This window comes from Streptomyces sp. NPDC052236, from assembly GCF_044548015.1.
Classification (GTDB): domain Bacteria; phylum Actinomycetota; class Actinomycetes; order Streptomycetales; family Streptomycetaceae; genus Streptomyces.
Map to the genome: position 1 here is coordinate 108,742 of NZ_JBIUBL010000018.1, position 13,048 is coordinate 121,789.

The 13,048-nt window shown below is 68.4% G+C and carries 7 protein-coding genes and 6 pseudogenes; 3 read left to right on the top strand and 10 right to left on the bottom strand.

The window, feature by feature from the left end:
- Window positions 1-179: 179 nt before the first annotated feature.
- The 6 genes and pseudogenes from ACIHCQ_RS27410 to ACIHCQ_RS27435 form a co-directional block, all read right to left on the bottom strand.
- Window positions 180-344 carry a hypothetical protein gene (locus ACIHCQ_RS27410; protein ID WP_399667644.1) on the bottom strand — a complete coding sequence of 55 codons (165 nt, stop codon included), beginning with the start codon at window positions 342-344 and terminating at the stop codon, window positions 180-182.
- Window positions 341-2,014, bottom strand: coding sequence for an NAD-dependent malic enzyme (locus ACIHCQ_RS27415; protein WP_399667647.1), 1,674 nt, complete (start codon window positions 2,012-2,014; stop codon window positions 341-343). Before ACIHCQ_RS27415 ends, ACIHCQ_RS27410 begins: the two co-directional genes overlap by 4 nt.
- 361 nt (window positions 2,015-2,375) lie before the next feature.
- A pseudogene (locus ACIHCQ_RS27420) lies at window positions 2,376-3,216 on the bottom strand (TIGR03557 family F420-dependent LLM class oxidoreductase); the annotation flags it as partial.
- 133 nt (window positions 3,217-3,349) lie between these two features.
- A pseudogene (locus ACIHCQ_RS27425) lies at window positions 3,350-3,481 on the bottom strand (LacI family transcriptional regulator); the annotation flags it as partial.
- 225 nt (window positions 3,482-3,706) lie between these two features.
- Window positions 3,707-4,429 (bottom strand): FadR/GntR family transcriptional regulator, encoded by a 723-nt coding sequence (locus ACIHCQ_RS27430; RefSeq protein WP_399667650.1) that lies wholly within the window; start codon window positions 4,427-4,429, stop codon window positions 3,707-3,709.
- A pseudogene (locus tag ACIHCQ_RS27435) lies at window positions 4,404-4,832 on the bottom strand (aldo/keto reductase); the annotation flags it as partial. The gene ACIHCQ_RS27430 and the pseudogene ACIHCQ_RS27435, both read right to left, overlap by 26 nt.
- A 612-nt stretch (window positions 4,833-5,444) precedes the next feature.
- Between ACIHCQ_RS27435 and ACIHCQ_RS27440 the strand changes: the two are divergent.
- The 3 genes and pseudogenes from ACIHCQ_RS27440 to ACIHCQ_RS27450 form a co-directional block, all read left to right on the top strand.
- Window positions 5,445-5,744: pseudogene (locus ACIHCQ_RS27440) on the top strand (alpha-L-fucosidase); the annotation flags it as partial.
- A 216-nt stretch (window positions 5,745-5,960) separates the two neighbouring features.
- Complete coding sequence (locus tag ACIHCQ_RS27445) at window positions 5,961-7,514, top strand: RICIN domain-containing protein (protein ID WP_399667821.1); 1,554 nt, start codon at window positions 5,961-5,963, stop codon at window positions 7,512-7,514.
- A 686-nt stretch (window positions 7,515-8,200) separates the two neighbouring features.
- Window positions 8,201-8,287, top strand: a pseudogene (locus ACIHCQ_RS27450) (hypothetical protein); the annotation flags it as partial.
- 401 nt (window positions 8,288-8,688) lie between these two features.
- Here the strand turns inward: ACIHCQ_RS27450 and trpC are convergent.
- The 4 genes and pseudogenes from trpC to ACIHCQ_RS27470 all read right to left on the bottom strand — a co-directional run bounded on the left by trpC (window position 8,689) and on the right by ACIHCQ_RS27470 (window position 13,040).
- Window positions 8,689-9,474, bottom strand: coding sequence for an indole-3-glycerol phosphate synthase TrpC (gene trpC, locus ACIHCQ_RS27455; protein WP_399667653.1), 786 nt, complete (start codon window positions 9,472-9,474; stop codon window positions 8,689-8,691).
- 399 nt (window positions 9,475-9,873) lie between these two features.
- Window positions 9,874-10,881, bottom strand: a pseudogene (locus tag ACIHCQ_RS27460) (lyase family protein).
- A 161-nt stretch (window positions 10,882-11,042) separates the two neighbouring features.
- Window positions 11,043-12,326, bottom strand: coding sequence for an NAD(P)/FAD-dependent oxidoreductase (locus ACIHCQ_RS27465; protein ID WP_399667656.1), 1,284 nt, complete (start codon window positions 12,324-12,326; stop codon window positions 11,043-11,045).
- A gap of 48 nt (window positions 12,327-12,374) precedes the next feature.
- Entirely contained in the window at window positions 12,375-13,040 is a 666-nt protein-coding gene (locus ACIHCQ_RS27470; RefSeq protein WP_399667659.1) for a haloacid dehalogenase type II, read from the bottom strand.
- Window positions 13,041-13,048 lie beyond the last annotated feature (8 nt).

Below are 13,048 nucleotides of genomic sequence, written 5' to 3' on the forward strand. Positions count from 1 at the left end.
CCGCCGGCCCAATGTCGAGCTTGCCCGTGATGACCTCGTCCGCCACCTTCGCGATCAGATCGGCCTCCAGGCGGGCAGCCGCCCGCCTCGCCCGTTGACGATCGCGGCGGCCTTCTTGACCTGGCCGTAGGCGTGGTAGACGGCCTTGGGCATCCGGTCGTCCCCGATGGAGAAGTGGATCAGAGACCGCTGGGTCTGCGCACCCCAGTACCGTCCGCGGGGACGTCAACGGAGCCCGTCGAGTCCGTCTCCCGTCGGGTGCCGGTCGTGTGCAGACCGACAGGCATGTCGAGAACCTTCGGGGCCTGGTCGGCCCCGGCCGCCGCGGGCCGCCGGGTGGTCATGCCGTCGCTCCGTCGTCGTAGACGGGCTCCCACATGGCCTCACGCACGGCCCGGCCGGGATCGGTCGGCTTGCGGGTGGCAACGCCCTCGCTGACCGCCGCTTCGACGACCATCGCCGCGGTGATCGCGGAGAACTTCCGCAAGTCCTCCACCGGCGGCAGCAGCGAAGCACCCGGCGCGCTGACGTCGACCTGGCCGGCCACCGCCTGGGCGGCCGCCAGCAGCATCCCGTCGGTCACGCGCGACGCGCCGGAGACGATCGTGCCCAGGCCCAGCCCGGGGTACAGCAGCGCGTTGTTGGCCTGCGCAACTTGGTAAGTCACCCCGTCGTGCTCGACGGGTGGGACGGGGATGCCGACGGCGATCAGGGCCTTGCCCTTTGTCCAGGCGACGACGTCGGCCGGCATGGCCTCGATGCGTGAGGTCGGGTTGGAGAGCGGGAGGATGAGCGGTCGCTCGGCGCCCTCGGCCATGGCCTCGACGACCTCGCGGGTAAATGCCCCGTGCACGGTGGAGGTGCCCAGCAGGATGGTTGGTTTGACCCGTCTCACGGTCTCCAGCAGCGAGATCCCGTTGTCATCGGCCGCCCAGTCGGCAACCTCTGACGGATCGCGCGCGTAGGGTTCTTGGAAGTCACGCAGGCCGCTGGTGTCGCGGGTGAGCAGACCCTGCTTGTCGATCAGCCAGATCTGTGCCGTGGCCTGCCGGCGGCTCGCACCGTCACGGACCATGGCATCGCGCAGCTGGTCGGCGATGCCCACCCCTGCGGTGCCGGCGCCGAAGACCACCAGCTTCTGCTCCCGCATCGGCACACCGCTGACCTTGACCGCTGACAGAGCTGCGGCCAGGGTGATCGCACCGGTGCCCTGCATGTCGTCGTTGAAGATCCGGTAGTCGTCGCCGTAGCTCTCCAGGATCCGCCGGGCGTTGCTGGGGCCGAAGTCCTCGAAGTGCAGCAGCGCACGCGGAAACATGGAGGAGGCCGTCCGCAGGTACTTCTCGATGAACGTGTCATAGGCGGCGCCGCGGACCCTGGGGTGCCGGTTGCCGAGGTACAGCGGATCCTTCAGCAGCGCCTCGCGGTCCGTTCCCACATCCAGTGACACGGGGACGACGCGGGCCGGGTCGATGCCGGCCGCCGCGGTGTAGACCGCCAGCTTGCCGACCGCGATCTGGATGCCGCCCACGCCCCAGTCGCCGATGCCAAGGATCTGCTCGGCGTCGGAGCACACGATCAGGTCCACGTCCTCGGGCCCGAGCTGAAGGGTGGCGAACGCCTTCTCGATGTCCTCGGGCCGGTTGATGGACAGGAAGATGCCGCGGGGGCAGCGGTACTCGTGGGAGTACTTCTCGATCGCCTCGCCGACTGTGGGGTCATACACGATCGGCAACAGCTCCACCAGGTGATCGGTGAGCACCCTGTAGTACAGGGTCTCGTTGCGGTCGTGCAGCTGCTCCAGGTACACGTTCTTGCCCAGGTCAGTGCCCTGGGCCTGCAACTGCTGGTACGCGCGCTGCGCCTGCTGCTCAAGCCCCAGCACCCCGGACGGCAGACGCCCGGTCAGACCCAGCTCACCCCGCTCGGCCGGCGTGAACCCCACACCATGGTTGCGGAGCGGATCCACCAGGGCGTCCGGAGTGGCAGGAGTACGCACAGTCCTCTCGACCATGAAGTTCTCTTCCCTGTGTGTGCGAATACCCAAGCCGGTGGAACCGTCACCTGCATCTGACTTCGCCGTACGCGTGCACTGCCCACTACCACCCGCCGATCTTGCCCCAGTTTGTCCATAGATGCCCGTGTGCGCCAGTCCGCAGCCGACACCTCTGCCCTCCGCAGGTGCCACGGCGCAACCCAGGTCAAACACCATGGTTCCAATGCGCCGTGGTACGACGCGGCGCGCCGTTCCCACATGGCGGGGCGTCGGTCGGCGGGTGAGTATGGGTGGTGCGCAGAGTTCCGGCCTGGGTGAGCGTCGCACACCACGAGGCACCCGCCCCCTCTGGTGCATTTCGGCGCGCATACTGGCGGGCTGGTGCCGCCTCCTCCAGCTCGACCGAATCGCAGGAGCGAGCATGTCCCAGCCTCGACAGCAGCAGGTCCCGCCCGGTGTCACTTCCCAGATGGCACCCAAGCCTGATCACGGTGAGGAGAGTTACCGCTGTGGTGGCGGCTTCGAAGTTGACTGGATTGGGTAGTTCGCTCATCACCTGCCAGCCCGTCAGTGCCCAGTGCGACGTCTCCAGGGCCGCCCGTGCGGCGCTTTCCGTGTCGGTGGCCCAGGGCCATGGGAACCTCGGCGTAACCGGGCCCCTGACCGCCCGCCTGGCGGTAGTGCCGCAGGATCTCTGGTTTGGCCTCGGTGGCGAACAGACCGTCACCGAGTTCCGCCGCGATATGGGCGGCTTTCTGCCCGCTGGCGGCCACGGGCTCCTTCGTACGACTGGTACCCGCCGCTCCACAGCAGGCGGATGGTCTCCAGTGCTTCACGCAGCATCTGGTGCCTGACCCGGACGGAGTCGGGGAAGCCGCGTCCGACCACGTGCTCGCTAAGGCGCTCTCCCGAGCCGGCGCCGAGCACGAAGCGCCCCTGCGACACCAGAGCGAGCGTGGCGGCCGCCTGGGCGATGACCGCGGGGTGGTGGCGGATCGTAGGACAGGTGACACCGGTGACGAGCCCTACCCGCTCCGTCCTGACGGCAATGGCTCCGAACGCCGTCCAGGTAACGGAGAGTGCCCCTGGTTGTCCAGCCAGGGATGGAAATGGTCGCTCATCTCCACGAAATCAAAACCGGCGGCCTCGGGGCAACTGCCTGACGGATGAGTGCCTGCGGGCCCGAAAGCCTCGGACGCCAACTTGTAGCCGATCTCCATGAAGGTGCCTGTCCTCTCACCGCGGGCGGGAATGCGGGCTCTGCGCCGGTCGGATGGAGCCGATACAGGCACGTTGCCAGGCGTCGGCACCCGTCTGGTGGCGACTGACACGGCGGGCGACGCACATCCCCTGCGCCGTCGACCCGCGCGGGGCGAGCGAGGGGGTGGCGACCTGGTGGGACACGGGTTCCTCGCCGTCGATGACCGCGAACAGGGTCCGAGCCACGTCGGCGCCGAACCCGTGCACGTACAGCCTCACAGCGGAACCGACGGCCGCGGATTTCACAGCCGGACGCCGCCTCATCCGGCTGATGATGCGTCAGGTAGATCCAGCGCCGATCCAGCAGCGGTACGGACAATCAGGGATGACGACAGGTGACGAGACGTCAGGTCAACCAGCGCGGATCCAGCACAGGGAACGCGGACGGGGTCGACCCCCGATGGGGCCGACCCCGCTTGACCTGGCACCGTGGCGGGCAGCGCCCGCCCGTCACTTCCGCGCTGTCGTCCCGAAGGGGAGGGGTTCGCCGGAGCGCAGGTGCTCCCTCAGCCACTGCTCGGTGTTGCTCACGTGCAGCAGCGCGGCGGCCTGGCTGAGGGCGGCGTCACGGGTGGACAGCGCGTTGAAGATCGCCTCGTGCTCGGCGAGAGTGCGGCCCGCGGCCTTGTCGTCGACCAGACCGCGCCAGATGCGGGCGCGCAGGGTGCGGCCGGAGATGCCCTCCAGGAGGGTGAGGAGGGTCTCGTTGCCCGTGGCCGAGATGACGACGCGGTGGAAGGCGGCGTCGTGGGCGTTGAGCTGTTCGACGTCGTCGCGGGCCTCGCGCATGGCGTCCAGGTGCCGCTTCACTTCGGCCAGTTGGGCGTCGGAGATTCGGGTGGCGGCAAGGGCCGTGGCGATCGGTTCGAGGAGCCGCCGTACCTCCATGAGGTCCTGCAGGGCGACCGAGTCGCCCTGCATCAGCTCCACCGCACCACCGAGCCCCTCCAGGAGCAGGCTCGGCTGCAGGCTGGTCACATACGTGCCGTCGCCCCGCCGGACCTCCAGGACCCGCGCGACGGCCAACGCCTTGACCGCTTCCCGGGCGAGGTTGCGGGACAGTCCCAGCTGTGCGGCCAGGTCCGGCTCCGGTAGGAGCTTGGAGCCCGGCAGCAGGGCACCGGTCCGGATCAGCTCACGGATCTGCTCAATGGCCTTGTCCGTCAGAGACATCGCGCCCCCTCCCCCCACTATGCCCCGTGAGCATGTCCGACCCGATCAGCCCCTGAGTGCGGAGATCGTCCCAGAGGCCGTCCGGGACGTGCTGATCATGGAGTTCCACGTTTCGTACGACCTGTTCCGGAGTCCGCATGCCGAGGGTGACGTTGATGATACTGGGATGCGTGTGCGGGAAGGCCATCGCGGCGGCGGGCAGAGTGGTCCCGTGCGCCGCACAGACCTCGGCGATCGCCCGAGCCGGGGCGACCAGAGCCGGCGGGGCGTCCTGGTAGTCGTACTTCATGCCCTCGGCGGGCCGGTCGCGCGCGAGCAGTCCCGAGTGGAAGACGCCCACCGCCACCACGCTCTTGCCCAGGTCCCGCGCGGCGGGCAGGATGTCGTCCAGCGCCGACTGGTCCCAGTCCTCGTCGCTGTGTTCGGCGGCCGGATCGGCGAAGTCGGTCCGGATCGCCTCGAACGTACGGCCCGCGGCGCGCGTGTCACTCGCCGGCGCCGCGGTGGTGGAGCCGCTGCCGCACGCACTGAGCAGCGCCAGTACGGACAGGGTGGAGACGGTGGAACAGAGGGCGGTTCTCAGTCTCATCGGTTTTTCCTCGCGCCGGTCCCGTAGTGGGAGAGGTGTCGCCTCGACGACATCGGTGTATCGCCGCGCAGTACTGATGGGATGTCTTTATGGGGTTTGACTGGCGAGCTGTCTGGCCCCTCGCTCGATCTGCCATGAATTCCCAGTTCAGAGCGCGCTCAAGGATGGACAAGGATGCCCTTGGGGCGAGATTCATCCCGTCAATCTCGGTCGCTCAAGTGTGGGACCCAGCCATGAAGCGCCTGCCAGACATGGCATGTCTGAGTGCGCACAATACGCATAAAAAAGTGCGGCAAGTAGGGCAAATATCTCGGCCACACGGTGTTTTTCATCCCTGCACGCTGATTGACATCCCATGGCGACATGGCCGATCTTCATGCGTGGCCCTGCATTCCTCCTGTCCCCTTCCGCATCAGGGATGTGTCCATGTCGAACTCGATCAACAGACGCCAGTTGCTGGTCTCCGCAACCTGCGTGGCCACGGCGGCCGTTGCCGGAGGTGTGTTCAGCGCCGGTGTCGCCGAGGCAGCGCCCAGCACGTACACGCCCGACTGGAACTCGGTCGACCAGCACCCGCCGGCTCCGGAGTGGTTCCAGGACGCGAAGTTCGGGATCTACTTCCACTGGGGTGCCTTCAGCGTCCCCGCCTTCGACAACGAGTGGTACCCGCGCGGCATGTACCAGGCCGGGACCAACGCGAACCGGCATCACATCGCGACCTACGGAGCCTGAGCGTGCCCCGGGGGCGCCGCCATCGCCGCCTCGGGACGGACGCGTGGTCGGCCGCGATCGCTGATGACGCACCCTCTCGCAGTGGACCCGCAACAGCATCGCCGGCCAACGGTGCGAACTTCGACGCGACTGGGCCGCCTCGGAGCGTGCGTCCGGGGCAGGCGGCCACACTCAGTGAAAGGGACACGAATGCAAAGAGATGGCATGCATATGACATTCAGCGCGTCGTGGTGGGGACACGGGAGGCGTACGGGGGTGCTGGCCGCGGTGACCGCCTTACTGGCAGCGCTCCTGGCCGGGATCGGTGCCGCCGGGACGGCGCAGGCGGCCACGGTGGATCCGAACGGCTGGTACGTGCTGGTCAACCGTGGCAGCGGCAAGGCGCTCGACGTGTCCGGCGCGAGCACCGCCGACGGAGCAGGCATCTCGCAGTGGACCCGCCATGGCGGCGCCAACCAGCGCTTCCAGTTCGTCGACTCGGGCGGCGGCTACTACCGGCTCAAGGCGCAGCACTCGGGCAAGGTGCTGGACGTCCACAACTACTCCACCGCCGACCACGCGGAGATCGTGCAGTGGGGTGATGCGGGCGGCGCCAACCAGCAGTTCCGGCTGGCCGACTCGTCGGACGGCCACGTCCGGCTGATCAACCGCAACAGCGGCAAGGCCGTCGAGGTCCAGAACGCCTCCACCGCGGACGGCGCCAAGGTCGTGCAGTTCACCGACTGGGGCAGGGCCAACCAGCAGTGGCAACTGGTCCGCGCGACAGGAGTGCTCGCACAGGCGCACACCGCGGGGCGGGTCAAGGACGCCGGAAACACCGTGCAGTACAGCTGGCCCGGCGTGTACTTCGAGGGCCGCGTCAGCGGCACCGGCGTGGGCATCGTGCTCAACGACTCGGCCGCCGATTACGACGTCCAGGTCGACGGAACCACCGTCGCCACACTCGTCACGCCCGGCAACACCACGCACTGGATCAACGGCCTGTCGAACAGCACACACACCGTCCGGCTCGTCAAGCGCAACGACACCCCGGGGGACACCAGCACCTTCGGAGGCTTCGTCGCCGCGCCCGGCGGTGCCGTACTGAGCAAACCGGCCGCCCGCAATCGCCAGATCGAGTTCATCGGCGACTCCCTCACGGTGGGCTACGGCAACCTCTCGACCTCTCGCACCTGCACCTGGGACCAGGTCAAGCGGAACACCAACTCCGATGTGAGCTACGGCGCCCTCGCCGCCCGGCAGCTGAACGCCGACTACCAGATCAACGGCTACTCGGGCCTTGGCATGGTGCGCAACTACAACGGAGGCTCGTCGGACGTCACGTACCGGACCTTCTACGATCGTGCCCTGCTGAACGTGTCCGGTGACGTCTGGCAGAACCGGGGCGCCTGGCGCCCCCGGGTCGTGGTGGTCAACCTCGGCACCAACGACTTCTCGACCGCCATCAACCCTGGTGAGCCATGGACGCCGGACAGCCTCGCGGCCGCCTACCGCAGCGCCTACGGCGACTTCATCCAGAAGCTGCGCACGCGCTACGGGGCCGACACGACCATCGTGGCGGTAGGCGCCGGCCAGTACGCCGGCCATGTCCAGCAGGTGGTCAAGACGCGCAACGACGCCGGCGACAGGCGGGTCCGCCACTGGTTCCTCGACGACTCGGGCCTGGACTTCCTCGGCTGCGACTGGCACTACTCGGCCCACGACGACCGAGTCATCTCCGACCGGCTCACCTCGTTCATCGCCGGTCTGCCGACAGGCTGGTGACGGCACCGACCGCCCAGGAGCACCACAGATCCGGCTACGGGACATCCGACTCCTGATGCGGTGCGGCTCGACCCGACGGTCGAAAATGCCGACTCCCGCCACCGCGCCCGAGCGCACAGGAAGGAATACCGGCGTGCCGACGGCGAACGAGTCCGACGATGCGCGGCAGAGCCGGACCGACTCCCCGCCACGCGTTGCTCGCGCTGTCGGTGTGTCGGCAACCTTGTGCCGTGCATGCTGCACTCGGGTTCGAGACGCAGAACTGGTACGCGGCCCTGTCGACCAGGCCGTGCGGCGGACCGGGGTTGGCGAACACCGGTCCGCCGCCCCTTGTGCGCACGCACGATCGGGGCGTCAGCCTTGACCGTGACGCGTTCCCACCCACGGCGGCCCGACTCTTCGGGTTGGTCCCCTGATTCCTTCCCGTGCTGGGACGGTGCCGGGAACGCTGACACGCCGTCCCCTACTCACCCCTACCGCGTGTGGCAGGAGCTCCTTCGCCGGACGTGCTGCGCTTGTTGTCGAGCGGGGCGCGCAGGCGCCGGCCCCGCTCAGCCCTGCACCCGGCGGTCAGGAACGCACCGGCCGGGGCGCCGTGGAGCGGAAGCGCACCTAGGCTGAAAGCTGGCGGCTGGAAACCAGCCCTGACGGGCACAGCTGTCCGGACGGAGGCGTAGCACGTGGACATGGCCGACAAGCAGGATGTCCGCACTGCCGCGCTTGTGGTGGGCCCGGACGGCGTGGTGAGCGGCTGGAGCGAGAGCGGGCGGCTGCTGCTGGGCTGGACGGCGGAGGACGCCGTCGGGCGCCCCGTGACCGACCTGCTGGCCGCTCCCCCACCACCCGGCTTCCCCGAGAGCTACGGCAGCGGCCCCGACCACGCGGTCGGCGGCATCGGCCGGAACGCTCGACGTGCTCGGCACCGCCCAGGAACTGGCCCCGACCCCGGTGCCGGGATTCGCCGACCTCGTCACCGTCGATCTCTTCGACGAGGTGCTGCGCGGAGAGGAACCGCCATGAATGGCCCTTCGCCCACGCCCAGTTGCTTACGAACAGCGGCCACTTGCGCGGGGTCGTGCTCCCGCTGCGGTGTAGGCCGGGGCCGTTTTCAGCCGGTTCGGCGGTGAGAGGCTCGGCCACTTTCCAGGCGTGCCACTGGCCGAGCCATACGCCATCACGCCCCGGCAGCCCCGATGAACTCGCGCACGGCGCTGCGCGGGTCCCCCGAGCGGACCAGTGCCTCGCCGACCAGTACCACGTCGGCTCCCCAACCGCGGTACTCCGCGACGTCCTTTGGGCCCGTCACTCCTGATTCCGCGACCCTGACCGTGCCTTCGGGGATGCCCGTCACGAGGTCGGCGAACACGGTGCGATCCACGTCCAGCGTTGTCAGGTCTCGCGCGTTGATTCCGAGGAGCTCAGCTCCTGCGGCGGCAGCGCGCCGCACTTCGTCGGCCGTATGCGCCTCCACGAGCGGCGTGAGACCCAACTCTTTGCACAGCCCCATCAAGTCCGTGAGCCGGCCGTCGTCCAGCGACACGACCATGAGAAGCGCAAGATCGGCGCCGTGTGCGCGAGCTTCCCACAGCTGATAGGAGTCGACGATGAAATCCTTGCGCAGGACGGGCACGTCGACCCGGGCACGTACGGCGTCCAGATCGGCGAGGGAGCCGCCGAAACGCCTGCTCTCGGTGAGCACGCTGATCGCAGCGGCACCGCCGGCCGCATACTGGGCTGCGAGGGACGCAGGGTCGGGGATGTCCGCCAGCGCGCCCTTGCTGGGGCTCTTTCGCTTCACCTCGGCGATGATGGACACCCCAGGCGCGCGGAAAGCGGGCAGGGGGTCAAGCGCGGGTGCCGCGTCTGCCGCCCGGGAGCGCAACTCCGCCAACGGCGTCGCACGCTTACGTTGTTCCATGTCTTCGCGAACTCCCGCGAGGATTCCGTCGAGAACGGTCATTGCTCTCTCCCTGTCGAATGGTCTGACGCTCCGGACGTCCCGCAGCTTGTGTTGAGGCCGTCCGTCACCCACGTCCAAGCCGTCCGCAGAACGCAGGTTGTTCGCATCGATCATGGCGAGAGTATCGGCCTGCCTTGGGGCGCGGGAATTGAACTTCTCGTGGATACCCGGTGAAGTGCGGTGATCTTGGACCTGGCGACCTCTGCCGGCGGCCGTCTGTGAGGAAGCATGAGCGCGAACCGGGAATCATGGCGCCTGCCCCCTCAGGCTGCATGAAGGCGGCGCTCCCCATCGGCACACCACCCGCATGTGCCTCGGGCGGCGCGCACAGGCGCCATGTCATCACAGCGGTCGGCCTTGTCTTCACCTCCGCGCCGGTCCCCCGCCGCACCGCCCCTGTCAGACCAGGACCTGGCCGTTGCCCGCGACGGCCTCCGGGCGCAGCAGGTCGGCGAGCCGCTCGGCTGGCAACAGGCCCTTCTCCAGGACGAGTTCGGCCACACCTCGGCCGGTCACGAGGGCTTCCTTGGCAATGTCGGTGGCGGCCCTGTACCCGATGTACGGGTTGAGGGCGGTGACCAGACCGATGGAGTTCTCCACGCTGGCGCGCAGCGCCTCGGTGTTGGGGGCCTCGACCAGGTTCGCGGCCGTGACCAGCGGCAGGCCGGTGATCTCGGCGAGGTGGCGGCGGGCCGACTCGGCGTATCCGGCGGGGGCGTTGAGTCCGGTGCCGATCGCCGTGGCGCCCAGGTTGATCTCATGGATCAACTCGGCGGCCTCGGCAAGACGGCTACGGTCCTCGTCAATCATGACGGCGTATGCGGAGAACTCTTGACTGAGCGTCATCGGCACCGCGTCCTGCAACTGTGTACGGCCATCTTGAGCACATCGCGGAACTCGACCGCCTTGCGGGCGAAGGAGTCCTGCAGTACAGCCGTCGCCTTGAGCAGTCCACGTACCGGCGGTCGGGTAGACGTCATTGGTCAACTGCCCGAGGTTGACGTCTCGTTGGGGTGCAGGTGCTGGTACTGGCCTTCTCGAACCCCAGCAGCTCCAACGCCCGGTTGGCGACGACCTCGTTGGCGTTCATGTTGGTCGAGGTACCGGCACCGCCCTGGATGACGTCGACGACGAACTGGTCGTGCAGGTTGCCGTCGCGGATCTCGCGGCAGGCCGCGACGATCGCGGCGGCCTTCTCCGGCTCCAGCAAGGCCGAGTTCCTTGTTCGCGAGGGCGGCGGCCTCCTTGACGGCGGCGAGGGCGTCGATGAGGTGCGGGCAGGCGGAGATCGGCGTCCCGGTGATGGGGAAGTTCTCCGTGGCGCGCAGGGTGTGAACCCCCGTAGGCGTCGACGGGAACGTCCAGGTCGCCAAACAGATCGTGTTCGCTGCGGGTGACGGCGGTCATGGCGGAGCGGGCCCTCTTTCGATGCGGTTCAGGCGTGGACGTATGTGAGGTGCGGCAACAGGCCGCGAGGCCGGAAAGCCGCGGGGACGTCCCAGGACCACTGCTTGGGAAGTCCCCGCGGCTTCGACGCCGTCGGCATCGGCATCGGCATCGGCATCGGCTCAGAGCAGTCTGTCCTTCGCCTTGTAGTAGGCGCCGCCGAACGGCAGGAACCAGGGCGTGCCGTTGTAGAACGGGACGGGGACCTTCGGGAAGCCGAATCCGCGCAGCGGGTTGGCCTCGGGCTTGCCGTCCATCATCTCGGCGACCGCCCGGCCCATGTAGGTGGCCATCTGGACGCCGTGGCCGCAGTAACCCATGGAGTAGTACAGGCCGTTGACTTCACCGGCGTGCGGGATGCGGTCCCAGGAGAAGCCGACCATGCCACCCCACACGTAGTCGATTCGCACCCCGGCGAGCTGCGGGAAGATCTCGGTCATCTCCCGCTTCAGGATGTCTCCGCTCTTGATGTCGGAGGCCGGGTTGGAGGGGGCGAAGCGGGCCCGGCCGCCGAAGGCGAGGCGGTTGTCGGGGGTGAGGCGGACGTAGTGGCCGACGTTCTTGTGGGCAACCAGCAGGCGGCCATTGGGGATGAGCTCTTTGGCGCGCTCCTCCCCCAGCGGCTCGGTGACGATGATGAAGCTGCCGACGTTGATCAGCCGCTTCCGGAACCACGGCATCGACTTGTCGGTGTAGGCGTCCGTCGCCGCCATGACCTGCTTGGCACGGATGGTGCCGTGCAGGGTCTCGACCAGGAAGCCACCGCCGGGCAGGCGGGTGAGGTCGGTGGCCGCGTTGCGCTCGTGTATCTCGGCGCCGGCACGCTCGGCGGCGTCTGCCAGGCCGCCGACGAACTTGCCCACGTGCAGGCCCGCGCTGAGCGGGTCGAGCAGGGCGCCGTGGTAGTAGTCCGTGCCGAGCTCGGCCCGCAGTTCGCTCTTGCTCAGGACGACCATCTCGTGGCCGAAGTTCTCGGCCAGGTCGCGCTGCTTGGCCCGCAGGCCCTCGAAGTGCTGGGGCTTGCAGACCGCGCCGAGGCGCCCGGAGCGGTTGAAGTCGCAGTCGATGTTCTCGGTGTGGGTGAGCTCCTCGACGACGTCGACCGCCTCGCGGAAGGCGTCGTACAGCTCACGGGCCCGCTCCGGCCCGAAGCGCTTGCGCGCCTCGGCGGGGCTGATGGTGATGCCCTGGGTGCACATGCTGCCGTTGCGCCCGGAGGCGCCCGAGCCCACCTTGTCCTTCTCGACCAGGACGACCCTGGCTCCCTTACGGGCGGCGTGGTAGGCGGTGGACAGGCCGGTGAGACCGCCGCCGATCACCACCACGTCCGCCTCGTCGGGCAGGTCCTTTCCGGAACGGTCGGGCAGGGCGGGGGCTGTGTCCAGCCAGTAGGGGATCTGCTTCATGGCGTGCGTCCTCTGTGTTCTCGGTCTGTTTCGCCGGTGCGCCGTCGGTCAGCAGCCGAGCAGCTTCGGCAGGCCCGACAGGTCGGGCAGCTCGTCGTACGGCTGGTAGTCGGCGCTGCCAAGGCGGCCGTACCGGTTGATCCACACCCGGCGCTTCAGGCCGAGGTCGCGGGTCGGGATGTGGTCGTACTCCCAGCCCTGGGCGGTGTGGATGACCTGGGAGGGCTCGACGCCCATGGTCTTGAAGGCGTGCTCGAAGGTCTGGCGGTCGGGCTTGTAGGCGCCGGCCTGCTGGGCGGTGATGACGTAGTCGAACTCGACGCCGATGTTCTCCACGTTCCGCGCGATCAGGTTGTCGTCGGTGTTGGAGATGATGGCGATCTCGTACTTCGTCTTCAGCTGGCGCAGCGCGTCCGGGACCTCCGGCCAGGGACCGAAGGTGGGGACGGCCTCGACGAGTGCGTCGCCGTCGGACTCGCGGTACTCCAGGCCGTGCAGGCGCATGGCGTTGCGCAGGCTGGAGTGCAGGATCTCGTGGTACGGGCGGTAGGCCTCCAGGACGGCCTGGAACCGCATGACGCGGAAGTCGTCGAGGAACTCGTCGACGTCCAGGTTGTCCAGGTCCAGCCGGTCCTCGAGGACCTTCAGGGTCGTGGGGGCGAGCTCGAAGTTGATCAGGGTCGCATAGGCGTCGAAGGTGACGATCTCTCGCATGGTGTTCG